This window comes from Paenibacillus dendritiformis (assembly GCF_015845845.1).
In the GTDB taxonomy this organism is placed as follows: domain Bacteria; phylum Bacillota; class Bacilli; order Paenibacillales; family Paenibacillaceae; genus Paenibacillus_B; species Paenibacillus_B dendritiformis_C.
The window spans coordinates 1-24,902 of sequence record NZ_LDIG01000133.1 but is presented as its reverse complement, the minus strand read 5'-3'; the positions used below and the strand labels follow the sequence as shown (position 1 = coordinate 24,902).

Sequence of the window (24,902 nt, the reverse complement as noted above, 5' to 3'; positions counted from 1 at the left end):
ACATTTCGTTCAGAATGAATGTTCCTCCGACCGTCAATCTATGACCTCAGCCCTACGGTACATTCTCCTCCTTTATCGTAACATACTTCCCATGCTCCAGCGACGTTTTTTCACAGGGCACCGCCTTCAATCCCGCTCCGCCATTCGCTTCAATTCCGCATGGGCTGCCTGCGCCCGCTGCTCCACGCGCTGCGCGCAGGCGTCAATCTGCGCCAGCTGCTCCTGATTATGCGCGATAGCCCGCAGCAGCTGCTCGAACCGCCCGCATGCCGCTTCTACCCCCGTTGCGGTCATTCCGACCTGTTCCCGAGTGCGCTCCCCCGTATGTAGCGCCTGATTCAATGCTTGAATCATCTGGCCCAGCGTCTCCTCGATCTGCCCGGTAGCCGCCTTCGTCAGCATCGCCAGCTTGCGCACCTCGGCGGCCACGACCTGGAAGCCCAGCCCGTATTCGCCGGCGCGGGCCGCTTCAATCGACGCGTTCAGCGCCAGCATCTGACAGGAATCGGACCAGCCGCGGATGACGCCGATAGAATCGGCTACGGCATGGGTATATTGCCGCAGATGCTCCATTTCCGCCGCCTGATCGTTCACCTGCTCCAATACTTGCTGAAAGGAGGAGGATACATGGTCGAGCGAAGTTTTGCCGGCCAGCGTCTTGTCCATCATCGCGGACGCGTGCATCTTGCCTTCTTCCGCCGCCTGCCTGACATATCCGGTCTCGCCCTGAATCGAATCGAACGCTTGGAGCGTCGATTGCAATACCGCCCTCTCCTTGCGCTCCGCATTGCGGCGCACGCGGCTGGAGAGCTCGGACAGCTGCTTGGCGGACAGCACGCCGGCATACTGCCCTCCGCTTGTCATAATGAGGCTGTCATACATCCGCTCCTCCGGACGGGACCCCGCCAGTTCAAGCAGTTGGGCCGCATCCGTCCCCCATTCCGCACAGGCCATGTCCCGATCCATCAGGCGGGATACGGGCTTCTCATGATAGAGCGCCGGGGAGAACCGCTTGCTCATCCGCTCATGGAACCGTTCGCGCATCACTATCCCGACCGGCTGCCGCGCCTCGTCCACCACAATAAGACAGCGCAGCGAGGAATCGGACAGGAACATTTCCTCGACGTCCTCGATCGGAATCTGCGGATCAATCGCCGGTGCGTCATGAACCAAATCGTCGTACTCCCGGGCGGCGGCACGATGTTCGTTCATCGAGAAACCCGTGTTCATGATAGATAATATAGGCATTGTCATATAGCAGCACCCTTTGCGTTAAATTTGTAAATCTGCATCTTTAGTCCCAATGTAGCACGGGATTGTAAACGGTTTGCCCTGGCGGTGTAAAGAGTTTGTAAAGAGAGGGGGAGATGTGAAGAGAATGGGGAAGGCGGGAAAGGCTTGGCACTCAACTGGATCGGATTAAGCCTGCCAAAAACAGGAACGTGGAGAGGTTTTCGTCGAGAAGCAACACGAAAAGCAGGCATAACGGAAGGCATTGTTCATGGATGAATGATGGGGACTTCTTTCATTGGAAAGGACAAATAAGCCATAAAGGGATGCATTCGACTGATATGAAGAGCAGGATATGGACGCTATGTTACACGAATAGAACCAACATCTGCACGCTGAATTCGATAGATTCATGAAAAAAAGATTGTTTCTATTCGTGCCCCTAACCTTCAGATTTAGAAGAAATTTTTCATTTCTTCTAAATCTGTTTATTATTGCTGCGACTTCTTATGATGGACCAATTTATAGCCGACGCCCCGAATCGAATCGATCTGGACGGAGCGCTGGTTCATCTCCAGCTTCTTGCGCAGCGAGCTGACATGGACATCGACCGTCCGCTGTCCGCCGATGTAATCGAAGCCCCATACCGCGTTCATCAGGTCGTCGCGGGTAATGACCATGCCCGGGCGCTGGACGAGATAGAGCAATACTTCAAATTCCTTCGGCCGCAGCGGGATCAGCTCATGATGCAGCGTCACTTCATACTTCTCCGGATAAATGCGAAGATCGCCAATCGCAATAACTTTATCATCCGCTTTCTCCGCCTCCGGCTCGTCGCTCGATGCGCGGCGCAGCACGGCGCCGACGCGAGCCAGCAGCTCAGCGACGCCGAACGGCTTCGTAATGTAGTCGTCCGCTCCGCGCTTCAAGCCCTGCACGACTTCTTCCTCCGCATTGCGCGCCGTCAAAATAATGACGGGCGTGCGGATGCCGGCTTGTCTCAGCTTGGACAGCACTTCGAAGCCGTTCATCCCAGGCAGCATAATATCCAGTATGATGAGATCGAACTTGCGGTGCAGCGCCACCTGCAGCCCTTGGGAGCCGTGGTCGATCACTGTCGTATCGTACCCTTCCAAGGTCAGATTATATGACAATAACCTCGCCAATGTCGGTTCGTCTTCGATGACTAATACTTTTCGTTCAGACATGATTATCCTCCGAAAGTCAATTCCTATCCCTTGTACCCAGACCGATTCACGCTTATATTCGCAATCCTATCGTAACATACTTCCCCTTGGCGCGGCGACGATTTTTTTGCGGCGTCCCGCCGGTACGGCGGGCATGACAGGTCATGGCCCGCGCTTATTGCTCTGTCCCGCCCGGCGACCACTCCTGAAGCACGGGAAGCTCGATCGTGAACGTCGTGCCAACGCCCAACTCGCTCTCCACCCGTATCGTTCCGCCATGCGCATCGACAAGATGCTTCACGATCGACAGCCCGAGCCCGGTTCCGCCCGATACGCGGGAGCGAGCCTTGTCTACCCGGTAGAAACGCTCGAAGATGCGCGGCAGATCCTTCTTCGGAATGCCGATGCCCGTATCGGCGATCGTCAGCCGGATCCGCTCCTCCTGATCCGGGGCATGCAGCGCCACAGCCCCTATCTTCACCTGTCCGCCCTCCGGCGTATAATTAATCGCGTTGGAGAGCAAATTGAGCATAATCTGGCGCAGCCGGTCCTCGTCCGCCTCGACATACAAGTCCGGCTCGGTATCCAGCCGGACCTCGATGCGCTTGCTGGCCGCCTCCTTGCGCAGCATCTCCACCGTCTGCTCCAGGAAGGTCCCGAGCTCCACCGGCGAAAATTGCAGCACCGCCCGCTTCGCCTCGATCTTCGACAATTCGAGAATGTCGCCGATAAGCCGGTTCAAGCGCTCGCTCTCCTCCTGAATAATCTGCAGGAAGGACTTCGCAATCTCCGGATCATGCATCGCTCCGTTCAGAAGCGTCTCGGCGAAGCCCTTGACCGCGGCGATCGGGGTCTTGAGCTCGTGAGATACATTCGCCACGAATTCGGTCCGCATCCGCTCAAGCCGGCGAATCTCCGAGACGTCCTGCAGCACCAGCAGAATGCCCGCCCATTCCTGATCGGTAAAATATACCGGGACGACGGTAACATCCAGCAGTCGCTCCTCCGGGTAGTAAATTGTCAACTCCTCATGACGCAGCAGCTTCTTCTCCTCGACTTCGGCCATCATCTGCTGCATCTCATATGGAGCCCTCACGTCGCTGAACGGGCGCCCGAGCCATTCCCGGCTGCGGATACCGAGTATTTGCTCGGCCTTCCGGTTCAGCAGCGCCACCTTGCCTTCCGCATCGACCATCACGATCGCATTGATCATATGCTCCATGACCGTCTGCAGCCGGCTCTCGTTCTCGCGGATTTGCGACATCTGAACCTGGAGGCTTTCCGCCATCGCATTGATGGCGGTACCCAGCTGCCCGATCTCGTCCTTCCCCACAGCCTGGGCCCTCGCCTTGTAGTCCATCTGGGCGATGCGCATTGCGACGCGAGTCATATTCTCGATCGGGCGCGTCAGATTGAAAGCAATCCGGTAGCTGACGATCCCGGCGATAACGAATAATGCCGCCAGACCAAGCGCCAAATACGCCCACAGCGCCCTGACGCTGCTCTCGACATGCTCCAGACTCATCGCCAAACGGATATACCCGTCAAAATTGAGCGTGTGAACGGGACTGGCAACATAGAGCATATTTTGTCCCAGCGTCTCGCTGTAACGGATATTCGAGCCGATCCCTTCCTGCCCCGCCATCACAATCTCCTCGCGCGACAGGTGATTGTCCATCTCGGTGGCCCTATGATCGGAATCGCCGACGACCGTGCCGTCAGCCAGAATAAAGGTGACGCGGGCGTCCGCGCTGTCATGAAGCTTCCGCGCCCAGCCGCTGTAATACGCAATCATGTCGTCCAGGCTGCCCGGCTTAACCCAGGCGAGCGTCTGCTCGATAAGCATGATTTCCCGGGACATATTCTGCTCCAGCTGACGGATATGATTGTGCTTGAAGGTGGACGCCATATAAATGCCGGCTGCCGTCACGGATATCCCGATCAGCAGCACAAAGATCAAAGTCAAACGCGTGCGAAACCGCGACATGCGCATCTCTCCACTTCATTCTCGAGGTTGTAGGTCTATGTTCCATCCTACCGACGGTTGCGCCGTTTGGCTAGACCGTCTAATGTAAAGGTTTTGTAAACCTTCGCCCCGAAAGGCAGCGCGTTCTCCCTATTCTTCCCTTCCGGTGAACATTATCATTCCGGCCGGCCCAGAGCAGGTCCGGCGCCAAAATCTTCTTCCCGCGAAACGCACATGCTTCCACTCCGCAATGACGATAAACAAATAAATCCCCGGTCCGCGACCGGGGATAAACGAATCATTGCTTATCCAAAGACAGGCTCCTTGAACTGAGCCAGCTTCTCGAACGAGCTGCGCTCGACGTCGGCGTGCAGGCTGTTGCCGTGCGCATCCATCGTGACAATCGCCGCGAACCCTTCCACCTCGAGATGCCACATCGCTTCCGGAATGCCGAATTCGAGGAAATCGACTCCGTTCACTTGCTTCATGCATTCCGCATAATATTGAGCCGCTCCGCCAATCGCATTCAAATAAACGGCGCCATGCTCCTGCAGCGCGGCCAGCGTCTTCGCTCCCATGCCGCCTTTGCCGATGACGGCGCGGATGCCGAATTTCTTAATGATATCGCCCTGGTACGGCTCCTCGCGGATGCTCGTGGTCGGTCCGGCTGCCTTGACATGCCAGCCTTCCTCATCCTTCAGCATGACTGGGCCGCAATGATAGATGACCGCCCCGTTCAGATCGACCGGCGCATCGTGATCCATCAAATATTTGTGCAGGGCGTCGCGTCCCGTATGCATCTCTCCGTTGATTACAACGACGTCTCCCACCTTCAAGGATCGAATCTGCTCCTCGGAGATCGGCGTGTTCAGCACGATGCGGCGGCTCTCGCTCTTCGCTGGCGCTTCTTCGGCCGCTCCTGCCGCCTCATCGGCCGCGCTGTCCATCGGGAGCTCGCTGCCCCGCTCGTACACCCATTCCTTGATCTCTCCGCTCGCGCTATCGAGCAGGACACCCTGGCGCCGGTAGGCCCAGCAGTTGTAAGCGACCGATACGAAGAAGCTGGCCGGCAGCCGGTTCATGACTCCGATCTTGCAGCCAAGCAGGGTGACTTCGCCGCCGAAGCCCATCGTGCCGATGCCCAACCGATTCGCCTTATCCATAATATATTCTTCCAATTGGCGCAGCTCGTCGATCGGATTCGTATCATCGACGCGGCGGAACAACTGCTGCTTCGCCAACTCGTAGCCCGTCGTCCGATCGCCGCCGATGCCGACGCCGATGAAGCCCGCGCTGCAGCCCTGCCCCTGCGCCTGATAGACCGCATGCAGAATGCACTTGCGGATGCCGTCGAGATCGCGGCCCGCCTTGCCCAAGCCCTCCAGCTCCGTCGGCAGGCTGTACTGGACGTTCTTGTTCTCGCAGCCGCCGCCTTTCAAAATAAGGCGCACCTTGATATCATCGCGCTCCCACTGCTCGAAATGGATGACCGGCGTTCCCGGGCCGAGGTTGTCTCCGCTGTTCGCGCCCGTCAGCGAATCGACGGAATTGGTGCGGAGCTTGCCTTCCTTCGTCGCGCGGCTGACCGCCTCCTGAATATCCCGCTTCATGACAATCTGATTCGCGCCAACCGGGGTATGCACGATGAACGTCGGCATGCCGGTATCCTGGCAGATGGGGGATACCTTCGTCTCCGCCATCGCAATGTTGCGGGCGATCGTGCCCAGGGACAATCCGGCGCGCGTAGCGGCGTCCTCGCGCGCTTGCGCTTCCCGGATCGCCTTGCGCACATCGCCGGGCAGATTGGTTGATGTCTCCACGATCAAATCATATACGCTCTGCAAAAACGATTTCATAAGCAAACCCAAGCCCCTCTCTTCGAATATCCCGCTGTCTCTCTGCAATGATCTGGCTGTATGTCGGGTTCCTCTCTATCTTCTTTGCTTCGGCCGATTCGAGATGCCGCATGCGGCGTGAATCCGCTTCCTATAGTAATATAATAGCATAATAGAAGCGTCTGTCGAAGACTTCCGGACGAAGTTATCCGAAGCTCGACGTGATGCCGGAAAGGATGAGAACCTATGGATCCAACCAAGGACGAGGCCCAACCCGGGCGCCCGCGCGGACATCATTTTTTTGCCTACATGTATCGCTTGAAGCATATCGAGCGCTGGAGCCTGATGCGCAATACGACGAAGGAAAATGTGGCCGAGCACAGCTTCCACGTCGCGATGACGACCCATATGCTGTGCACGATCGGGAATGAGGTGTACGGCAAAGCGCTGGATACGGGCCGGGCCGTCATGATGGCGCTGTTCCACGACGCGACGGAAGTGTTCACGGGCGATATTCCGACGCCGGTCAAGCATCACAATACGCGCATTCTGGCCAACTTCCGCGAGATCGAGCAATTGGCTGCCGAGCGGCTTATCGGCATGATTCCGGCCGAGCTGCAGGCGGCCTACGCGCCGCTCATCGATCAGACGCTCGATGAGGATCTGAAGCGCTATGTGAAGGCTGCCGATCTGCTCGACGCCTACTTCAAATGCGGAAGCGAAGCGGCGGCGGGCAACCGGGAGTTCGATGTAGCCCGCCGGCAGACCGAACACAAATTGCGGGAGCTCGGTCTGGAGGAAGTCGACTATGTCCTTGCCCATCTCGCGCCAAGCTTCGACATGACGCTGGACGAAATGTCGCTGTCCGACAGCTAGGCTCCCGTAGTTCCTTCTTCCTATCCCACGGACTGTTAGGGTTTTGGAAATCATCCCGCGGTCTGTTAAAATTAAGGTAAAAATACAGCGAACATTGTCGCCGTTGGATAGGAAGAAAGGAAGAACATCATGCCATTATTCAATGTCACACTCGTTCATCGCATTTTTCGCGGCCTATGGGTAACCATCGTTGCGCTTGGGGCGATTTTGCTATTCTATTATGGCTTCCCGATTATTTATCCGTTCTTGATCGCCTGGCTGCTGGCCTATATGATGAACCCGCTCGTACGGTTTTTGGAGCGGAGATGGAGGTTCCCGCGCTGGACCGCCGTAGCCTCTTCCATACTGCTGTTCGGATCGATTATCGCGTTCGCGATATTCGTCTTCACGACCAAAATCGTGTCGGAATCCTGGCATATCGTCGGTCTCGTGCAGGAACAGATCGCGGAGTGGAAGGATTGGCTGAATGACTACTATCATTCTCCTGAATTCCAGGCGCTTCTGACCGATCTGAATGCTACGCTGACATCGATCGACCTGCAGTCGTCCCTCTCGAAATATACAAGCACGATCGCGACGACCGGCTCGGCCCTCGTCGCCTATTTATTCAACTTTATTAAAGCGACCGTGCTGTTCCTGCCCAAGCTGGCGGTCATCACTGTCATTATTATGGTCGCAACCTATCTGATCAGCAGACAGTGGAATTCGCTGGCGGCGGCGAGCAAGCAGATGGTGCCCGAACGGGTGCGCGCCTCCCTCGGCGTCGTCATCGGCGATCTGCAGCATGCCATTTTCGGATACGTGAAGGGGCATATTATTTTATCCAGCATTACCGCACTTGTCTTTTTCCTCGGTCTGCTTGTTCTTGGCGTCGAGTACGCCTTCACGATCGCCATTATCGGGGGCATCGTCGATCTGATACCGCTTATCGGCATCCCCGCCATTGTCGTCCCATGGGCGGTGTTCTCCTTCTTCGAAGGCAACCTGTTCCTGGGGACCGGTCTTCTGGTGCTGTGGCCGATTATCCTCGTGACGCGGCACGCCCTGGAACCGAAAGTGTATGGATCCAGCATCGGACTGAACCCGCTCCTGCTGTTAATCTTTTTGTTCGCGGGACTTCATCTGTTCGGGGTGATCGGCATTTTCGTCGGCATCATCGCCCTCGTCATATTGACGGCGCTGCAGCGGGCTCATGTATTCCGCGATGTCTGGCGGTATATTATGACCGGTTCCTTCTTCCCGGCCGCGCCCCCGGCCCCCAAATAAGCAGCGCAGCAAGGAAAAGAGAGCGCCATTCCCCTGGAATGCGCTCTCTTTGCTTGGCACGATCGCCGCATCTCTTCAAGCCCCGTCTTACCGGAATCTTACCGGAAGGACGTGACCAGTCCATTCAGCAGCGTTCTAATATCATATTGATACTCGTTAATCGGGGCGATTGGCTTGTTCATGCCCAGCAGCGTATACACGGCGATTCTTGCGGATCGGACCGAATATTCTTCCGTAAAGACGACATCGTCCGGAATCTCGCAGAATTGCCCGACGAAGGCCAAATTCGTGGAGCCATGCGGGACGACCTGCGGGCGGTCGCCGATCGAGCGCGGCATGAATTGCGCCGTAATATACGGCATCATGCACGGAATGCAGTTGGCGGTCTTAATAATCGCCTCCATATCCTCATGGAAATGAAGATGATTCAGCAGCTCCGTCAATATCTCCTCTCCGGTGCAGTCCGACATTTTTTTCTTCACATCGTCGCCGACATTATCCGGGAACAGACCGTAGCCCCAGAACACGCGGACATGCTCCGGCTCGTCGAACGTGGAAGGATTGCCCAATCCGGGCTTCTTCGCGGCGATCCGATCCCACAGCTTCCACGAGCTTCCCTTGCCGTTCAGGCTCGGAGCGGCCGTCATCGAGCCGAGGCTGTAGCCCTCCGTCATCGATCCGTTTGTCACGATGACAAGATCGCCCTCATGGAGTTCTATCGTTCCCGGAGCTCCTTCTCTGACATAATGAATTTTCGTTACCGTAATGCCGCTGCCTTCTTTGAAATCCAGATCGGTCACCGTGCATTTCATATTGAAATCGACGCCGTGCTGCGCCAAATAATTGTGGAGCGGAACCGTAAGGGAATCATACTGATTGTATGGAGTTCTCGTCACCCCTTCCAGCGTATGAATTCGAGGGAATTCATGCATGAAGCGGATCATGTACCGTTTGAGCTCGGCGACGCTATGCCAAGGCTGGAATGCGAACGTGGTCGCCCACATATACCAGAAGTTCGTCTCGAAGAAATGCGGGCCGAACCAATCCCGGATCCGTGCCGTGCCCAGCTTCTCTTCCGGCGTCATAATAAGCTTGGACATCGCGATTCGATCCGCCATGTCGAAGCCCATCGACGTCACGTCCTGGACCTCGCCGCGCTTGTTGACAAGCCGCGCATTCGAATGCGTCGGATGAGCCGTATCGAACTCGACAATTTCTTCTCTCACCGATTTGGCGGGATCGTCGATAGAAGGGATCGAGCTTAACAGATCCCAGGTGTTCTCATAGGTTTCGTCATTCAGCATGCGGCCCCCGCGAATGACATATCCTTGTTCGCCATTGCCGGAACCGTCGTTGCTGCCGCCGAGTATTTTCATTTCTTCCAAGATATGAATGCGGAAACCGGGGAAATCACAGTCTCGAACCAGGAAAGCCGCGCCTGCGAGTGACGCGATGCCGCCGCCAACAAAATAGACTTGCTTGTTGTTGTATTCCGTGCTCATAACCGTCGCCTTCATTGGGGATGATTGCTTGTGTTCCTCAGCAACCTAACTGTATTACACCAAGGCGGCCCGGAAAATCATCAATATGCGGCGGCTGTATGATTTTTAGTCATTCGCAAGAAATTGTATAGATTTCTGGCAAGAGGGATCGCCGATTAGCGGGGCTTGTGCTCATAGCGATGCAGCGCCTTGGAGAAATTCCCCTCCAGCAGATCGCTCAATTTTTTGATCAGCCGGTCCGGATTCTCGTCCATTCCTTTCTCCATCCCGCTGCTCATCGGGTGCGGCCTGGCGGTATCGGGCCTCATCCTGCAGGGATTGTCGCGCAATGCGCTGGCCGATCCGGGGATTCTCGGAATTAACGCCGGGGCCGGGCTGGCGGTCGTGCTTTTCATGTATTTGGTGTTCGAGACGAAGGAGATCAAGAGCGTATTGCCGGCAATGACGATTCCGCTGTTCGCGTTGGTCGGCGCCGGGGCAACGTGCGTGCTTATCTTTACGCTGGCCTGGAAGCAAGGCATCACTCCGATCCGGTTGATTCTCGTCGGAATCGCGGTATCTGCCGGCCTCGGTGCGGTCAATACGTTCTTATCGTTGAAATTAGCCAACGCCAACTTCATGTATGCCACGGTCTGGCTGGCGGGCAGCCTGTGGGGAACGAGCTGGGCGTTCGTCCTTGCGGTTCTGCCCTGGATATTGGTCCTCGTCCCCTACTCGATGTGGAAGGCGCGTTATCTCAATGTGCTCCAGCTCGGAGACCCGTTGGCTACGGGCGTCGGCTTGCGCGTCGAGCGGGAGCGCGGCAAGTTGATTTTCGCCAGCGCCGGATTGGCGGGAGCCTGTGTGGCCGCGGGCGGCGGCATCGGCTTCATCGGCCTGATCGCCCCTCATATCGCCCGCAAGCTGGTCGGGCCCAAGCATCAGCTCCTGATTCCGACCGCGACCTTGGTCGGGGCGCTGCTGCTGTTGGCGGCGGATTTATTGTCGCGCAATGTCCTCAGCCGGACGGAGATTCCCGTCGGCATTGTTATCTCCGTGCTGGGAGCGCCCTACTTTCTTTACCTTTTAATGAAGACCAGAACATAGGCCATAAACGCCTGGCCGATTCCACACCGGCAGGGAACTTATTAACGCTTCGAGATTGCCATACATGCCAAAGGGGGTGATGCCTTGGAAAATGAGCAACATCATCATCATGGAACGGCAAAATGGGGCCACGAAATAAAAATAGAGATGAAATGAGGAAATCCGATATGATGAAACGATTGATGAGCGTAACATTGGTGTTCGTGTTGGCACTTATGTTTACAGGATGCGGGCAAAAGGAAGGCGCCCAGGCAACGGGCAGCCAAGAAAGCGCAGCTCCGCAAAATGAAAAGGCGGCAGAGGGGGAAAAGACAGAGACCAAAAAGCGGGATCTACGCAGAAAGACGGCTTCAAGGTGGTCAAAACATCGCGCGGTGAAGTGAAAATCCCGGTAAACCCTCAACGCGTTGTGGACCTTGCCTATGCAACGGAAGAATTATTGATTATGGGCATCAAGCCGATTATGTCGTCAGCCGGCCCGGATCTGCCCGATTACTTGAAGGACAAGCTGGAAGGGGTAACCTTGGTGGATGCCGGCTCCGTGAAGGTGGAAGACGTGATGGCGCTGAACCCGGATTTGATTATTACGAGCGGCCGTACGGAGAAGCTGTATGATCAGCTCACGCAAATTGCGCCGACGGTCCAGTTGGAGGGCGATTTTTACACATGGCGCGAACGCTTCCCGGAGATGGCCGGCATCCTGGGCAAAGAAAAGGAAATGAATGAATGGCTTGCCCAATATGAAGAGAAAGCCAAGAAAATCGGCGATGAAATTAAAGCCGTCACCGGAGATGCCACATTTGCCCTGTACGTGACGAATGCGTCGCAATACCGGATTTACGGAAAAGCTTTGCTCGGCGACGTCTTGTTCTCCGACTTGAAGCTGCCGATGGCCGAAGGAGCGTCGACGGAGTCAAGCGTGGAAATTGTTTCTCTTGAAAATCTGTTCAAATTCGATCCGGACTATATTTTCTTGGGGCTGTACGGAAACAACCTGGCCGCGGCACAAAAAAAGCTGGATGACATGCAAAAATCCGAGCTGTGGGGCAAGCTGAAGGCAGCCAAAAACGGCCACGTCTATATGCTGGACAATCCGACATGGTCGTTGGGCACCTTCCCGCTCGGCAAAGAAAAAGCGCTTGAAATGGTGCGCGATATGGTATTGAAACAATAGAACATTCGGCACGAAAAAAAGGCCGTCCCGTACGTCATGCAGCATGACATACAGGACGGCCTTGCCTGTTCCGCGCAGGATTAAATATAGCGGTAGACCATCAAAATAACCATGATGATAAACAGGATGAAGACGAGCGTAGCGAACATCTGCATCTTGTCAATCGCTGCCGCATTGCTCTGGCCAGCCTTCGCCGACTGCAGCGCAACCTTGATCTGCTTGCCCATAATTCCGCCCAGCGCGGCAATGGCAAGGAACACCGCCATCGTCAAAATAATCCACAACAAGGAATAGCTGCCTTTGCTAATCAAGTAGCCGCCGGTCAGAAATTGCGCGATCAGCGCGTACTGGGCTATCCGGTTCGCGGAATGCACGCCAAGCAGCAGCCCCTCCTGTCCCGATGCCGATACAAGCTTCAGCTTATTAACGACAAACGGGATGACCGCGTATATCCCCATGGCGACCGCCCCAAGGATATGCAAGAGTAAAAGAGCCATGGTCATAAGGAACATTCCCTCCATAGTCATGTTAAGTATGTAATATTGGTTCCTATTATACTAGACTCTTCCTCTGAACACAAAGAAAGATGGCCCTTTTCGGGCCATCTTTCTGCATATCGCTATAATATTTGTCACAATTTCGATTTATCCGGCAACAACTTTGATAACATTCCGTACGGATTCGGCTGATTTGTCCAATGCCGCCCGCTCTTCCGGCGTCAAGTCAATCTCGATCACTCTCTCGATGCCGTCGCCGCCCAGTACGGCCAATACGCCCATGAAGAGCTGGTCGTATCCATACTCGCCTTCCAGGTAAGCGATGACCGGGAGAATGCGCTTCTTGTCCTTCAGAATCGCTTCGGTCATCTGTACCAGCGAAGCCGCCGGCGCATAGTAGGCACTGCCGTTGCCAAGCAGGTTCACGATCTCGCCGCCGCCGACGCGGGTCCGCTGCACGATCGCATCAATGCGCTCCTTCGGAATCAACTTCTCGATCGGCACGCCGCCGACATTCGTGTACCGAACGAGCGGCACCATATCGTCGCCATGTCCACCCAGCACGACCCCGCGGACATCTTCCACCGACACGTTCAATTCCTGCGCGATGAACGTGCAGTAACGTGCCGTATCAAGCACGCCGGATTGGCCGATGACACGGTTCTTCGGGAAGCCGAGCGCCTTGAATGCGGCGTAGGTCATCGCATCGACCGGGTTGCTCAAAATGATGACGTAAGCATTGGGGCAATACTTTTTCACATTTTCACAAACGGACTTGACGATGCCGGCATTCGTGTTGACGAGATCGTCCCGGCTCATGCCCGGCTTGCGCGCAACGCCCGCCGTAATGATGACGATATCCGAATCCTTCGTATCTTCATAGTTGGAGGTGCCTGTAATCTGGCTGTCGAACCCTTGTACCGGGCTTGCCTCCAGCATGTCAAGCGCCTTCCCCTTGGTTGGATTCTCGAGTTGGGGGATATCCACCAACACAACGTCTCCAAGCTCCTTTTGGGCAAGCATCAAGGCAGTGGTAGCGCCCGTGAATCCCGCACCTACTACCGTAATCTTGCTGCGCCGAATAGCCATTCCGGTCGACCCCCTATTTCATATGGTTAATGATATGATCAGCGAATTGCGAGCATTTCACTTCCGTTGCGTCGTCCATCAGACGGGCGAAGTCATAGGTTACGGTCTTATTGTTAATGGCTGTCTCCATGCCTTTGTAGATCAGGTCGGCAGCTTCCTGCCAGCCGAGATGCTCCAGCAGCATGACGCCGGACAGAATAACGGAGCCTGGATTAACGACATCGAGATCCGCGTACTTCGGCGCGGTTCCGTGAGTCGCTTCGAAAATGGCATGTCCGGTCACATAGTTGATGTTCGCGCCAGGCGCAATGCCGATGCCGCCAACTTGCGCAGCCAGCGCGTCGGACAAGTAGTCGCCGTTCAGGTTCAGCGTAGCGATGACGTCGAAATCCTTCGGACGCGTCAGCACTTGCTGCAGCGCGATATCGGCGATGGCGTCCTTGATGATGATCTTGCCCGCGGCTTCCGCTTCCGCTTGGGCCTTGTTCGCCGCGTCTACGCCTTCCGCTTCCTTGATGCGGTCGTATTGGCCCCAAGTGAACGTCTGCTCTGGGAATTCCTGCTCGGCCACTTCGTAGCCCCAGTTCTTGAACGCGCCTTCCGTGAACTTCATAATGTTGCCTTTGTGAACCAGCGTCACGCTCTTGCGCTTATGTTTGATCGCGTATTCGATCGCCGCGCGCACGAGGCGCTTCGAGCCTTCGGAAGAGACCGGCTTGATGCCGATGCCGGACGTCTCAGGGAAGCGGATTTTCTTCACGCCCATCTCCTGCTGCAGGAAGGCAATCACTTTCTTCACTTCTTCCGTTCCGGAAGCGTACTCGATGCCAGCGTAAATATCCTCGGTATTTTCGCGGAAAATAACCATGTCAACCAATTCCGGACGCTTGACCGGAGATGGAACGCCGTTGAAATAGCGGACAGGCCGCAAGCAGGTGTACAGATCCAGCTCTTGGCGAAGCGCGACGTTCAGGGAACGGATGCCGCCGCCGATTGGCGTCGTCAATGGTCCCTTGATCGCGACGATATATTCACGAATCGCTGTCAGCGTATCATTCGGCAGCCATTCGCCGTATGTGGTGTAGGCCTTCTCGCCCGCGAACACCTCGTACCAAGCCAGCTTGCGCTCGCCCTTGTACGCCTTCTCGACCGCGGCATCGAGCACCCGCTTCGACGCGCGCCAAATATCGCGGCCCGTTCCGTCGCCTTCGATGAACGGGATAATCGGATTGTTAGGCACTTGCAGCTTGCCGTCTTGAATTGTAATTTTCTCGCCTTCAGTAGGTAACTCGAACTTTTCCAATTGAACCATGGACGTTCCTCCTTAAGTAAATTGCCGCACCACCACGCGATGCGGCCTCAATCTGCCATACGATCGGCGGGAGCCACAACTCCATTGTAGCAACCCGCCGTCTGGTAGCACAAGCCAATTCGATTATGCGGCTCCGCCTCGTATCCGGCGATTATCGATCCGCAAGCGGAACGTAGCGCCGGACGGCCGGGCCGGTATACTCGGCGCGCGGACGAATAATCCGGTTGTTCTCGTACTGCTCCAAAATATGAGCCGTCCATCCGGATACCCGGCTTACCGCGAAGATCGGAGTAAACAGATCGCGCGGAATGCCAAGCAGCGTGTACACCGATGCCGAATAGAAATCGACGTTCGGCTTCAGCCCCTTCTGACCGGTCACAATCTCTTCGATGCGCACCGACATGTTATACAGCTCGAGATTGCCGCTCTTGCTGCCAAGCTCGCGAGACATCGCCTGAAGATGCTTCGCGCGCGGATCTCCGTTCTTGTAGACGCGGTGTCCGAAGCCCATGATCTTTTCTTTGCGGTTGAGCTTTTCTTGGATGTAATCCTCCACGCGGTCGAGCGATCCGATCTCTTCAAGCATCTTCATAACGGCTTCGTTGGCTCCGCCATGAAGAGGTCCCTTCAAGGCTCCAATAGCCGACACGACGCCGGAATAAATGTCGGACAGCGTCGCCACCGTGACGCGAGCGGCGAACGTGGAAGCGTTTAACTCATGATCTGCGTGAAGGACGAGCGCTTTGTCCATCGCCTTCACTGCGCTTATCTCCGGATCTTCCCCGGTCAGCATATACAGGAAATTGTATGCGATAGAACGGCCGGCTTGCGGAGCCACCGGCTCCTTGCCCGCGCGAAGCCGCGCATAAGCGGCGACCACGGTAGGCAGCTTCGCCTGCAGCTTGACCGCCTTTGCGATATTCGCCTCCCGGCTCATATCGTCTGCCAACTCGTCATACAGAGCCAGGGCGGAAATCGCGGAGCGGAGAACAGCCATCGTATTGGCGTTCGACGGATACAATCTCATTTGATCGATGACGGCAGGAGAAATTGCCGCATTCTCATCGAATTGCTTCTGTAATGCAGATAATTCGTCACGGTTCGGCAGCTTGCCATGCCAGAGCAAGTACACGATCTCTTCAAAGGTTGCGTAATCAGCCAAATCGTCGATATTGTAACCGCGGTAGGTCAGCGTGCCGTCGATAATCGAGCTGATCGACGATTCCGCTGCAACAATACCTTCCAAACCTTTCGTCGCTGTCATCTGTCCTCTCTCCTTTGCATTACTAACCTATATCAATCCCAGCTTCCCTTTTCTCTGCCAATCCTGATGTTCCCTGACTATTTGGAAATAGGCAGGTTCTTTCTACTTTAAATCATAAAGGATTTTGTCGGAACTGTGAACGGTTTCATTACAGAATGTGGATAGAAATGCTTTATCACGTCTATAAATGCTTTTTGTGAAAATAAAAATGAAAGTCTTGTGATTTTAAGCATAGCATTACATATAGAGGTCTGTCCCACGTTCGGATCCGGGAAGCAGGAATCCCGGTCACCCAAGCCGGAAAGGAGACGGGAAAATGAATCACATACTGTTGAAACGGCTGTGGAGAGGAAGCCTTGTCCTGGGAGGATCCATCCTTGTCTGTGCTGCTTGCTACGTTCTCTTGCCCGTGATGTACCCGTTCTTGATCGCATGGCTGATCGCGCTCCTCCTGAACCCGATCGTCGATTGGATGAGCGAATCGCTCCGCTTTCCCCGCTGGCTCAGCGTCACGGTGTCGCTGCTGCTGTTCCTGCTCGGAATGATGACGATTGCGGCCGCCGTCATTACGCGCATCGTCAAGGAAATATATACGGTATCGTTAACGATGGATTATACGCTCAACCAATGGCGGGAACTGTTCATCCGTTTTTTCGACAGCGGGGAGGTGCAGCAGTTCATCCACTTGATCAGCTCGCTCTACAAAGACAATCCCAATGTCCAGGATTCGATCAACCGCAATCTGGCCGATACCGCGCAGACCGTAACAACCGCGATTACGAATCTGATTACGCTCTTCCTGGACGGCATCGTCCGGCTGCTGACCAGCCTGCCTAACGTCGCGACCATCGCAATCGTTGTCCTGCTTGCCGCCTTTTTCATCAGCAAGGATTGGCTGCGTTGGCGGCGCGTGGTGCTCTCCTGGGTGCAGGAGCCGCTTCGGACGCCGGCCGGCACCATCTGGCATGATCTGAAGGGGGCCCTGTTCGGCTACTGCCGGGCTCAGTTCCTGCTCATCTCCATGACGATGGTCTTCGTTACGATCGGCCTTATTCTGCTCCGAGTCGACTACGCGATCACGATCGGGCTGCTGGTCGGACTCGTCGACCTTCTCCCTTACCTGGGCGTCGGAGCGGTCATGGTGCCTTGGATAATATACAGCTTCGCGATCGGGAATACCTCCTTCGGCATTGGACTTGCCGTCCTCTATGCGATTGTCCTCGTCGCCCGCCAGGTGATGGAACCGAAAGTGCTCGCCTCCAGCCTTGGGCTCGATCCGCTTATCATGCTTATGGCCACCTTTGCCGGTCTCAAGCTGCTCGGCGTGCTCGGACTGATCGCCGGGCCCGTCGCCGTCGTTATCATCGCCGCGCTGCACCGGGCCGGAATCTTCACGGACTTGCGCAACTACATCATGGCCGGAAGGCATTGAGAAGCCGTGGCAAGAATGGCGCACACCCGCGAGAGGGGGAGAAATCCTCCTCATTTTTCCGTTCCTGGAGCTTCGGTCCCGTGATATCGACGTATAGTTATCTATTATTGCTGCGGGGACTATTCAAAATATGACATAGGGCTGTCAGGTTCGATCTAGTAGAATAAAAAGAAAACCTGAAAAGGAGCGCCGCCATGGCAAGCTACGAATACGCCTCAAAAAAAGAACTAAAGGAAGCCATTCATGCCGCTTATCTGCTGCTGGATGGCGAGTTCGATGGGATTGACGATAATCAAAAGGACTGCAGAGTTCCGGAAGCCGATCGAACTCCCGCCGAAGTCATTGCCTACCAGCTCGGTTGGCTGAACCTTGTTATGGGCTGGGACAAAGATGAGCTGGCAGGTAAACCCGTTATCATGCCGGCGCCGGGTTATAAATGGAACCAGCTCGGCCCTCTGTACCAATCGTTCTACGCTGCTTACGCCGATCATTCCTTGACCGAGCTCCGGGAGTTGTTCCGGCACACCGAACGCGAGTGGCTGGACTGGATCGACAGCTTGAGCGAGGAAGAGCTGTTCATACAATCTGTCCGCAAATGGACCGGGGACAAGCCGAACTGGCCCATGGCCCGGTGGATCCACATCAATTCCGCCGCTCCCTTCAAAACATTCCGGACCAAGATCAGGAAATGGAAAAAACTTCAGGGACAAGCATAGTTCAACATGTGTGTGTCTGCCCCGTCGATATAGCTCCTGGAACCTGGAAGGGAGGGAATGCGCCCCGCCAAGCCTTCGCACATAGTGGCTTATGATGGAAAGTGTCGGGTACGCTAGATATTTCTTGTGACTAGAGCTTGTTTCTGTGCCAGTTTGTGACTAGAGCCTGTCCCTGTGCTAGTGTTTGTTTTTGTGCTAATGTGCTTGTTCTTGTGAAGTGGGCTTTGTCGAATGGAAATGTACTATCGGGAAGCTCTTATAGCCAATATCCCAACGAGTCAGAGGACGCAGCCTGCCAACCAAAAAGACTGGGTAGGTAGGGCGTAAAGCCGCTTGCCCTTCGCGCTCACCTGTCCTGATAGAATGGGATAACGCTTATATAAGTCGCTGATGCGTACTTATCCGCCCTGACGGAATGGGATATCGTATATAAGGCGCTCATACTTGCCAACGGGTCCTGACATAGTGGGATATCGTCCATAAGGGTATGCTATGCTCACTTGACCTGATACTATGGGATATCGTCCATAAGGGCTCATACACGCCTCCCTGTCCTGACCGATGGGGGGTAACGCTCATGTGCGGCCGGAACGGAACAACGACATGATGCACGCATCATGTCGTTGTCTGCTCAGGCAGACCTTCATCAATATCGGCGATAGTAGATGAAGCTGCCATCCTTCATTTTCTTTTCAATCCATTTAAGCAAGTAATGCCTGTATAGGGGCCGGGTCAGCGGAAACACGAGCGTGAAGCCCAATATATCCGTGAAAAACCCGGGGGTCAGCAGCAGCACGCCGCCCGCCAATATACAGAGACCGTCAATGACCGCCCGTCCCGGAACCTGTCTCGCTTGAAGCTGCTTCTGGGCATCTCCCCATACTTGGGCCGCCTCGTAGCGCGCGATGATCGCGCCGATCACACTGGTCAGGAGGATCAGGAGGAATGTGTTCCACCCTCCTATCCAGCCGCTGACGAGGAGGAAGCCGTAGATCTCCAAGGCCGGAATTAAGGTCAATACGATAAGTATGCCTATCATGATCGGGTTCATGCTCGCATCTCCTTCCCACTGAAGTTCATGCTGCCGCCACGAAGCCTAGGCTTGCGCGAGCGCAGCTTGCCACATTATTTCCCTTGCTCATCGCCGATGGCCGAGCGGTCATCCGATCCGCGACGCGAACATCCGCCGATACGGAGCAGCCTTGGAAGGAGCGTCAAGGGCATGCCTGCTTCAACAGCTCCCATACATCAGGCGCTTCCCGCTCAATCCGGGCCGGCCTCCAGTCCGCGTTCAGCCATGCCAGCGTCGTCTCGCCTTCGACGAGGCGCTCCCCCTCCGGCTCGGCATACCAGCCGGCTTCGGCAACCCCCTCGCCTGCGCGGCAGATGCAGGAGGCGAAGGTAAGGCGCAGAGCCGTCCGTTGGATGAGCTTCGTGAACACGACAACCGTGTCGTCGTATACTGCCGGACGCATAAAATGCAGGTGCAGATCAACGACCGGCAGCAGCAATCCCCGCGCTTCCAGTTCACGGTAGGTTAAACCTTGGGCCCGAATCCATTCCGTGCGGCCGACCTCGAACCAGGTAACGTAATTGCCGTGGAAGACAACGTCCATCCGGTCGGTCTCCTGATATCGGACGCGCAACGGGAATCCATGCCACGCAGCTTGCGGGCTGATTCTGGAATCGCTCATTCCCATTCCCCCCTATTGTATCCTATGGAGCCTCCGCTCACAAATGCAACAGAAGCAATGGCGGTTGCACCATTGCTTCTGCTTGTTTTTATAGAATCGTGTATCCGTGTCAAAATCTTTCGATTAAGAAAGGCGGTTTTGACCGATTTGGCTAATCTTGATCAAGTTCGTGGAACCAGCGCAGCCGGTAGGCACGCCAGCAGTAATGACAACGAGGTCGCCTTCAGATACGATCCCCGTCTTCACGCCGCCGCGAACCGCTTCATCGAACATTTCGTCTGTCGAATTCGCCGCTTCGCTCTTGACCGTAACGACGCCCCAGGACAGGCACAGCCCGCGCATCACTTGCTCCGATGGAGTGACGGCGATGATTGGCGCCTTCGGACGGTATTTGGATACCATCCGTGCCGTATAGCCTGTCTGCGTAGAGCTGATAATCGCCTTCGCATCCAGCTCCAATGCAGAGTTCGCTACCGCTTGGCTGATAGCGTCGGTTACGGTAGCCTGCTGCTTCGAGCTTTGCTTCGCCAGAATCTCATGGTATTCGAGCGCAGACTCGGCCTTCTCCGCAATGCGGGACATCGTCAGCACCGACTCTACCGGATATTTACCTGCAGCCGTCTCGCCGGACAGCATGATTGCATCCGTTCCATCGAAGATGGCGTTCGCCACGTCGCTCGCTTCGGCGCGGGTCGGACGCGGGTTGCGCTGCATGGAATCAAGCATTTGCGTTGCGGTAATGACCGGCTTGCCGGCCAGGTTGCACTTCTCAATCATTCGCTTCTGAACGAGCGGCACTTCTTCCGCCGGAATCTCGACGCCGAGGTCTCCGCGCGCAACCATCAGGCCGTCGGACACTTCCAGAATCTCGTCGAGGTTGTCCACGCCTTCTTGGTTCTCGATTTTCGAGATGATCTGGATATGGCCTGCCTTGTTCTCTTCGAGCAGGTTGCGGATCTCCATGACGTCGCTCGCTTTACGCACAAAAGAAGCCGCAATGAAATCGATACCCTGTTCAATCCCGAAGCGGATATCATTTGCGTCTTTCTCCGTAATGCCCGGCAGGGAAATCTTCACGCCTGGAACGTTTACGCCTTTTTTGCTCTTAATCGTTCCGCCGTTAACGATTTTACATTTGATCTCCGTGCCTTGAATATCAACGACAGACAGCCCGATCAGACCGTCGTCGATTAGAATCGTCGAACCGACTTCCACATCTTGCGGCAATTCTTTATATGTAACCGAGATGCGGTCCTTGTCTCCCAAAATTTCTTCCGTCGTCAATGTAACATATTCGTCCTGAACGAGGTCAATCGGCTCTACGGCCAATTTTCCCGTACGGATTTCAGGGCCTTTGGTATCGAGCAAGATAGCAACTGTCTTGTTCAGTTCGGCACAAGCCTGGCGAATATTTTTGATGCGGTTGCCGTGCTCTTCGAAGTCGCCGTGCGAGAAGTTCAGACGGGCGACGTTCATGCCGGCCATAATCAATTTCTTGATGTTTTCCAAGGATTCGCTGGAAGGACCGATCGTACAGACAATTTTCGTTTTACGCATATGAGTTTCCTCCAATGTTGTGCTCTCTTTTTATGTCTACTTTTGCATATCTTGCGTATGCTCTCATCTATCTAATTTACTATAAATCGGCAAGTTTGTATATGAAGATTATCATAATATTTAGTTTTGCCAGCATATACCGTTTTTATGATTCGGCACTTCCGACCTTGGTTTGTTCTTCAAAAACCCCGATGCGGCGGAATTTCTCGTAACGGTCCTCCCGCAGTTCCTCGGCGCTCATCGCCAGCAGCTCTGACAGATGGCGGACAAGCGCTTCTTTGACTTCGGCTGAAGCGGCCTCCACGTCTTTGTGGGCCCCGCCCTGAGGTTCGGGAATGATCTCCTCGATGACGTCCATTTCCTTCAGATCGTCTGCCGTAATCTTCATCGCTTCCGCCGCCTGATCGGCCTTCGATGCATCCTTCCACAGAATGGAGGCCGCCCCGTTCGGGGAGATAGCGGAATAGATCGCATTTTCAAGCATCAGCACACGGTTGCCCACGCCCAACGCCAAGGCTCCGCCGCTGCCGCCCTCGCCGATAACGACACATATGACCGGAACGCGGAGCAGCATCATATCCCGCAGATTGCGGGCGATCGCCTCGGATTGACCGCGCTCTTCCGCGGTATTGCCCGGATAAGCGCCCTTCGTGTCGATGAACGTAATGATCGGGCGCTTGAACTTGTCCGCTTGCTGCATCAGGCGCAGCGCCTTGCGGAAGCCTTCCGGATGGGGGCTCCCGAAAAAGCGGGCAATATTGTCCTTCGTATCCTTCCCGCGCTGATGGCCGATGACCGTGACGGGAATGCCGTTCAGACGCGCCAATCCGCCGACGATCGCGAGATCGTCGCCGAACAGGCGGTCGCCGTGCAGTTCGATGAAATCGGTAAAAATATGCTGAATGAAATCAAGCGCGGTCGGACGTTGATGATGCCGTGCCAAGTGCATTTTCTGGGACGGACTAATCGTGGTGTAAATGTCCTCGGCCAGCTTGGCGTAACGCTGCTCCAACCGGGCGATCTCTTCAGTAAAGTCTATGTTTTTTTCTTCGCCGAACCGCTTAAGCTCGTCAATTTTCTTCTTCAACTCTACCAAAGGCTGCTCGAACGGAAGCTCACCCGCCATGCGTCACCTCTCCTTTCACGGTATGCAGATCAATCAGCTTGATCAATGTTTGGCGCATGTCCTTGCGCGGGACGACCAGATCGATCTGTCCGTGCTTCAAGTTAAATTCCGCCGTCTGGAACTCGTCCGGCAGCTTCTGGCGAATCGTCTGCTCGATGACAATCCGCCCGGCAAAGCCGATTCTAGCGCCTGGCTCCGCGAGAATAATGTCGCCAAGCATCGCGAAGCTGGCCGATACGCCGCCCATCGTCGGATCGGTGAAGACGGAAATGTACAAACCGCCGGCCTCGTGGAACTTGGCCAGAGCCGCGCTCGTCTTCGCCATCTGCATCAAGCTCAGGATGCTCTCCTGCATCCGCGCTCCCCCGGAGGTGGAGAAGATGATCAGAGGATATTGCTTCTGCTGCGCCGTCTCGATCGCGCGCGTCACCTTCTCGCCGACGACCGAACCCATGCTTCCCGTGAAGAACTCAAAGCTCATGACGGCAACCACAACCGGAAAACCGCCAATGGTGCCTTCGCCGGTAACTACAGCTTCTTTCAGACCCGTCTTTGCTTTTTGAAGATTCAGCTTCTCCATATAATCCGGGAACTGAAGCGGGTCGACCGAATCCATTTCCGCGTCATATTCAAAGAAACGGCCTTCATCCAAGGTCATTTCGATGCGTTCCCACGCATTCAATCGCAGATGATGATTGCACTCCGAGCATACCTTCAGGTTTTTTTGCAATTCTTTATGATACTGAATCGTGCCGCATTTCGGGCATTTGTTCATCAACCCTTCGGGTATTTCACGCTTAGGACGATCATCGTTCATTATCGGCGAAGGTACTGTTGCGTACTTTTTCTTTTGAAATAAGTCTTTAAACACCCGTTACACCTCTTTAGGCGTGATTTCTCAGCAAGGAGCAGCGTTGCGGCTCCCCGGAGATTGTCCTAACCGCAGGCAATAAAAATCGGCTGTCTGAACAACCTAGCGTTCATCCATCAGCCGTCTCATGCATGCAAAATCGAATTGAGCACCTCTTGAACTTCCTCGACTTCCCCGGAAGGTACCAGGATTTCAAATTGTTGTTTGGAGAGATGGACAGGTCGAACCTGAACGAGAAATCCTTCCTCTGTCAATCTGATCCGGATCTTCTCTGCTAAATTGGCAGTCGGAGCGATGTAGATGACTGTCCACATGCGCGTATGACCCCCCTAACGTCCCAAGTACGGCTCATATAATGCCATAATGATAACATAATTGACATTTTCACCGCAACCAAATCCGGTGTAATCGTTCGCCGTCATGTATGTCAGGGGAGTCTTCGGAGCATTCGCTCAAGCTACAACGCCTCATCTGCCGGATTATAGCTGCGCGCGTCCCGGTTCCGGTGAGCGATGCGGGCGGAAGCCGCCGCCGCTAATCCGGCGACGATATCGTCAAGAAAGACGTGCACCTGATCCCGGTTATCGTTGAGTTCGCGGATGACGCCGCTCTTCGCTTTGTCCAAATAGCCGAAGCTCGTTAATCCAATCATGCCGTATACGTTCGTAATCCCCATCGCGAGCGTCTCGTCCACGCCGTACAAGGATTCATCCGCCTCCATAATCGATTGCAGCGGCTCGGGCAGCCGCTTCTGCTCCGCCAGCTCATCCAGGGCAATGCCTGTGATGAGCGTATACTGCACTTCCCGCTTGCGGATTACCGTCCGCACGCTCTCCAGGCACGCGTCCATCGTCAGCGACGCATTGTAAGGCGACTGAAGCTGATACACGATGTCCGCGATGCTGTCCAGGGTGACACCCCGCCGGTTGAGCCACTGCTCGGCCATATCGGTCGGCATGGCGATCCCCTCCCTTCCCAGTCCTCCGTTCGGACTTGTCTCCTGCATTTGAGACGTATCTAAAATGTATGCGGAAGGGCGGGGAAATGTTCACCGCTCTATCATTATTTTACGCGTACGCTTCCTTCGCCGAACAGCGCCTCGATGCGCTTGAACAGCTCCGGCGAAGGCTTGAGCGCGTACGAGTCGTTCAACGCGAGAAGCTGCTGCTCGCGTTCGTAGAACAGCACGGTCGGCAGCGGGCCGGGCTGCGTCCGGAGGAGC

General features: G+C 55.2%; 23 protein-coding genes. 7 read left to right on the top strand and 16 right to left on the bottom strand.

Features of this window, described 5'->3' with window-relative positions; translation table 11 throughout:
* Positions 1-126: 126 nt before the first annotated feature.
* The 4 genes from ABD76_RS12460 to ABD76_RS12445 all read right to left on the bottom strand — a co-directional run bounded on the left by ABD76_RS12460 (position 127) and on the right by ABD76_RS12445 (position 6,239).
* Entirely contained in the window at positions 127-1,212 is a 1,086-nt protein-coding gene (locus tag ABD76_RS12460) for a methyl-accepting chemotaxis protein (RefSeq protein WP_242069542.1), read from the bottom strand.
* A gap of 509 nt (positions 1,213-1,721) precedes the next feature.
* Positions 1,722-2,438: a response regulator transcription factor gene (locus tag ABD76_RS12455; RefSeq protein WP_197257287.1), complete on the bottom strand. Its 717-nt coding sequence runs from the start codon at positions 2,436-2,438 to the stop codon at positions 1,722-1,724.
* A 154-nt stretch (positions 2,439-2,592) separates the two neighbouring features.
* On the bottom strand, positions 2,593-4,404 hold the full coding sequence (gene pnpS / locus ABD76_RS12450; protein WP_197257286.1) for a two-component system histidine kinase PnpS: 1,812 nt from the start codon (positions 4,402-4,404) through the stop codon (positions 2,593-2,595).
* Between the two features lie 284 nt (positions 4,405-4,688).
* The gene (locus ABD76_RS12445; protein ID WP_197257284.1) at positions 4,689-6,239 is read right to left on the bottom strand and encodes a fumarate hydratase; all 1,551 of its coding nucleotides are present in this window, start codon (positions 6,237-6,239) and stop codon (positions 4,689-4,691) included.
* 225 nt (positions 6,240-6,464) lie between these two features.
* On the opposite strand from ABD76_RS12445, the gene yfbR reads away from it, so the two are divergent.
* Entirely contained in the window at positions 6,465-7,094 is a 630-nt protein-coding gene (gene yfbR, locus ABD76_RS12440) for a 5'-deoxynucleotidase (RefSeq protein ID WP_197257282.1), read from the top strand.
* 129 nt (positions 7,095-7,223) lie between these two features.
* Positions 7,224-8,360 (top strand): sporulation integral membrane protein YtvI, encoded by a 1,137-nt coding sequence (gene ytvI, locus ABD76_RS12435; protein WP_197257280.1) that lies wholly within the window; start codon positions 7,224-7,226, stop codon positions 8,358-8,360.
* 98 nt (positions 8,361-8,458) lie between these two features.
* Here ytvI (ABD76_RS12435) and ABD76_RS12430 read toward each other — a convergent pair whose 3' ends face one another.
* Entirely contained in the window at positions 8,459-9,862 is a 1,404-nt protein-coding gene (locus tag ABD76_RS12430; RefSeq protein ID WP_197257278.1) for an oleate hydratase, read from the bottom strand.
* Between the two features lie 225 nt (positions 9,863-10,087).
* Here ABD76_RS12430 and ABD76_RS12425 point away from each other — a divergent pair, with 225 nt between their 5' ends.
* From ABD76_RS12425 to ABD76_RS12420, 3 genes are all read left to right on the top strand, one after another.
* Positions 10,088-10,948, top strand: a complete 861-nt coding sequence (locus ABD76_RS12425; protein ID WP_242069541.1) for a FecCD family ABC transporter permease — start codon at positions 10,088-10,090, stop codon at positions 10,946-10,948.
* Positions 10,949-11,115: 167 nt separating this feature from the next.
* Positions 11,116-11,331 carry a hypothetical protein gene (locus tag ABD76_RS29515; protein WP_242069540.1) on the top strand — a complete coding sequence of 72 codons (216 nt, stop codon included), beginning with the start codon at positions 11,116-11,118 and terminating at the stop codon, positions 11,329-11,331.
* Between the two features lie 62 nt (positions 11,332-11,393).
* Positions 11,394-12,122: an ABC transporter substrate-binding protein gene (locus ABD76_RS12420; RefSeq protein ID WP_242069539.1), complete on the top strand. Its 729-nt coding sequence runs from the start codon at positions 11,394-11,396 to the stop codon at positions 12,120-12,122.
* 80 nt (positions 12,123-12,202) lie between these two features.
* Here ABD76_RS12420 and ABD76_RS12415 read toward each other — a convergent pair whose 3' ends face one another.
* The 4 genes from ABD76_RS12415 to citZ form a co-directional block, all read right to left on the bottom strand.
* Complete coding sequence (locus ABD76_RS12415) at positions 12,203-12,580, bottom strand: hypothetical protein (protein ID WP_242069538.1); 378 nt, start codon at positions 12,578-12,580, stop codon at positions 12,203-12,205.
* Between the two features lie 186 nt (positions 12,581-12,766).
* Positions 12,767-13,708 (bottom strand): malate dehydrogenase, encoded by a 942-nt coding sequence (mdh, locus tag ABD76_RS12410; RefSeq protein ID WP_197257274.1) that lies wholly within the window; start codon positions 13,706-13,708, stop codon positions 12,767-12,769.
* A gap of 13 nt (positions 13,709-13,721) precedes the next feature.
* The gene (gene icd, locus ABD76_RS12405; protein ID WP_197257272.1) at positions 13,722-15,020 is read right to left on the bottom strand and encodes an NADP-dependent isocitrate dehydrogenase; all 1,299 of its coding nucleotides are present in this window, start codon (positions 15,018-15,020) and stop codon (positions 13,722-13,724) included.
* A 151-nt stretch (positions 15,021-15,171) separates the two neighbouring features.
* Positions 15,172-16,284: a citrate synthase gene (gene citZ / locus ABD76_RS12400; RefSeq protein ID WP_197257270.1), complete on the bottom strand. Its 1,113-nt coding sequence runs from the start codon at positions 16,282-16,284 to the stop codon at positions 15,172-15,174.
* 316 nt (positions 16,285-16,600) lie between these two features.
* Here citZ and ytvI (ABD76_RS12395) point away from each other — a divergent pair, with 316 nt between their 5' ends.
* Positions 16,601-17,716, top strand: coding sequence for a sporulation integral membrane protein YtvI (gene ytvI, locus ABD76_RS12395; protein WP_197257268.1), 1,116 nt, complete (start codon positions 16,601-16,603; stop codon positions 17,714-17,716).
* A 194-nt stretch (positions 17,717-17,910) separates the two neighbouring features.
* Complete coding sequence (locus tag ABD76_RS12390) at positions 17,911-18,432, top strand: ClbS/DfsB family four-helix bundle protein (RefSeq protein WP_197257266.1); 522 nt, start codon at positions 17,911-17,913, stop codon at positions 18,430-18,432.
* A 646-nt stretch (positions 18,433-19,078) separates the two neighbouring features.
* Here the strand turns inward: ABD76_RS12390 and ABD76_RS12385 are convergent.
* The 7 genes from ABD76_RS12385 to ABD76_RS12355 form a co-directional block, all read right to left on the bottom strand.
* The gene (locus ABD76_RS12385) at positions 19,079-19,483 is read right to left on the bottom strand and encodes an FxsA family protein (RefSeq protein WP_197257264.1); all 405 of its coding nucleotides are present in this window, start codon (positions 19,481-19,483) and stop codon (positions 19,079-19,081) included.
* Positions 19,484-19,646: 163 nt separating this feature from the next.
* Positions 19,647-20,126 carry an acyl-CoA thioesterase gene (locus ABD76_RS12380; RefSeq protein ID WP_197257262.1) on the bottom strand — a complete coding sequence of 160 codons (480 nt, stop codon included), beginning with the start codon at positions 20,124-20,126 and terminating at the stop codon, positions 19,647-19,649.
* A 123-nt stretch (positions 20,127-20,249) separates the two neighbouring features.
* Complete coding sequence (gene pyk / locus ABD76_RS12375) at positions 20,250-21,683, bottom strand: pyruvate kinase (RefSeq protein ID WP_197257260.1); 1,434 nt, start codon at positions 21,681-21,683, stop codon at positions 20,250-20,252.
* 145 nt (positions 21,684-21,828) lie between these two features.
* On the bottom strand, positions 21,829-22,809 hold the full coding sequence (locus ABD76_RS12370; RefSeq protein ID WP_197257258.1) for an acetyl-CoA carboxylase carboxyl transferase subunit alpha: 981 nt from the start codon (positions 22,807-22,809) through the stop codon (positions 21,829-21,831).
* Entirely contained in the window at positions 22,799-23,680 is an 882-nt protein-coding gene (gene accD, locus ABD76_RS12365) for an acetyl-CoA carboxylase, carboxyltransferase subunit beta (RefSeq protein ID WP_168181691.1), read from the bottom strand. The genes ABD76_RS12370 and accD overlap by 11 nt, the downstream gene beginning before the upstream one ends.
* A gap of 125 nt (positions 23,681-23,805) precedes the next feature.
* Entirely contained in the window at positions 23,806-23,994 is a 189-nt protein-coding gene (locus ABD76_RS12360; RefSeq protein WP_087445247.1) for a glutamate decarboxylase, read from the bottom strand.
* Between the two features lie 143 nt (positions 23,995-24,137).
* Complete coding sequence (locus tag ABD76_RS12355) at positions 24,138-24,638, bottom strand: phosphatidylglycerophosphatase A family protein (protein ID WP_197257256.1); 501 nt, start codon at positions 24,636-24,638, stop codon at positions 24,138-24,140.
* Positions 24,639-24,902 lie beyond the last annotated feature (264 nt).

What these genes read in the sequence shown, in the direction of transcription:
- ABD76_RS12460 (WP_242069542.1), bottom strand. Translation starts at nt 1,212, where the DNA reads ATGAACGAACATCGTGCCGCCGCCCGGGAGTACGACGATTTGGTTCAT.
- ABD76_RS12420 (WP_242069539.1), top strand. Translation starts at nt 11,394, where the DNA reads ATGGGCATCAAGCCGATTATGTCGTCAGCCGGCCCGGATCTGCCCGAT.
- ABD76_RS12430 (WP_197257278.1), bottom strand. Translation starts at nt 9,862, where the DNA reads ATGAGCACGGAATACAACAACAAGCAAGTCTATTTTGTTGGCGGCGGC.
- yfbR (WP_197257282.1), top strand. Translation starts at nt 6,465, where the DNA reads ATGGATCCAACCAAGGACGAGGCCCAACCCGGGCGCCCGCGCGGACAT.
- ABD76_RS12370 (WP_197257258.1), bottom strand. Translation starts at nt 22,809, where the DNA reads ATGGCGGGTGAGCTTCCGTTCGAGCAGCCTTTGGTAGAGTTGAAGAAG.
- ABD76_RS12355 (WP_197257256.1), bottom strand. Translation starts at nt 24,638, where the DNA reads ATGCCGACCGATATGGCCGAGCAGTGGCTCAACCGGCGGGGTGTCACC.
- ABD76_RS12445 (WP_197257284.1), bottom strand. Translation starts at nt 6,239, where the DNA reads ATGAAATCGTTTTTGCAGAGCGTATATGATTTGATCGTGGAGACATCA.
- ytvI (WP_197257268.1), top strand. Translation starts at nt 16,601, where the DNA reads ATGAATCACATACTGTTGAAACGGCTGTGGAGAGGAAGCCTTGTCCTG.
- mdh (WP_197257274.1), bottom strand. Translation starts at nt 13,708, where the DNA reads ATGGCTATTCGGCGCAGCAAGATTACGGTAGTAGGTGCGGGATTCACG.
- ABD76_RS12455 (WP_197257287.1), bottom strand. Translation starts at nt 2,438, where the DNA reads ATGTCTGAACGAAAAGTATTAGTCATCGAAGACGAACCGACATTGGCG.
- ytvI (WP_197257280.1), top strand. Translation starts at nt 7,224, where the DNA reads ATGCCATTATTCAATGTCACACTCGTTCATCGCATTTTTCGCGGCCTA.
- pnpS (WP_197257286.1), bottom strand. Translation starts at nt 4,404, where the DNA reads ATGTCGCGGTTTCGCACGCGTTTGACTTTGATCTTTGTGCTGCTGATC.
- icd (WP_197257272.1), bottom strand. Translation starts at nt 15,020, where the DNA reads ATGGTTCAATTGGAAAAGTTCGAGTTACCTACTGAAGGCGAGAAAATT.
- ABD76_RS29515 (WP_242069540.1), top strand. Translation starts at nt 11,116, where the DNA reads ATGATGAAACGATTGATGAGCGTAACATTGGTGTTCGTGTTGGCACTT.
- ABD76_RS12385 (WP_197257264.1), bottom strand. Translation starts at nt 19,483, where the DNA reads ATGAACCCGATCATGATAGGCATACTTATCGTATTGACCTTAATTCCG.
- pyk (WP_197257260.1), bottom strand. Translation starts at nt 21,683, where the DNA reads ATGCGTAAAACGAAAATTGTCTGTACGATCGGTCCTTCCAGCGAATCC.
- citZ (WP_197257270.1), bottom strand. Translation starts at nt 16,284, where the DNA reads ATGACAGCGACGAAAGGTTTGGAAGGTATTGTTGCAGCGGAATCGTCG.
- ABD76_RS12380 (WP_197257262.1), bottom strand. Translation starts at nt 20,126, where the DNA reads ATGAGCGATTCCAGAATCAGCCCGCAAGCTGCGTGGCATGGATTCCCG.
- ABD76_RS12390 (WP_197257266.1), top strand. Translation starts at nt 17,911, where the DNA reads ATGGCAAGCTACGAATACGCCTCAAAAAAAGAACTAAAGGAAGCCATT.
- ABD76_RS12360 (WP_087445247.1), bottom strand. Translation starts at nt 23,994, where the DNA reads ATGTGGACAGTCATCTACATCGCTCCGACTGCCAATTTAGCAGAGAAG.
- ABD76_RS12415 (WP_242069538.1), bottom strand. Translation starts at nt 12,580, where the DNA reads ATGGGGATATACGCGGTCATCCCGTTTGTCGTTAATAAGCTGAAGCTT.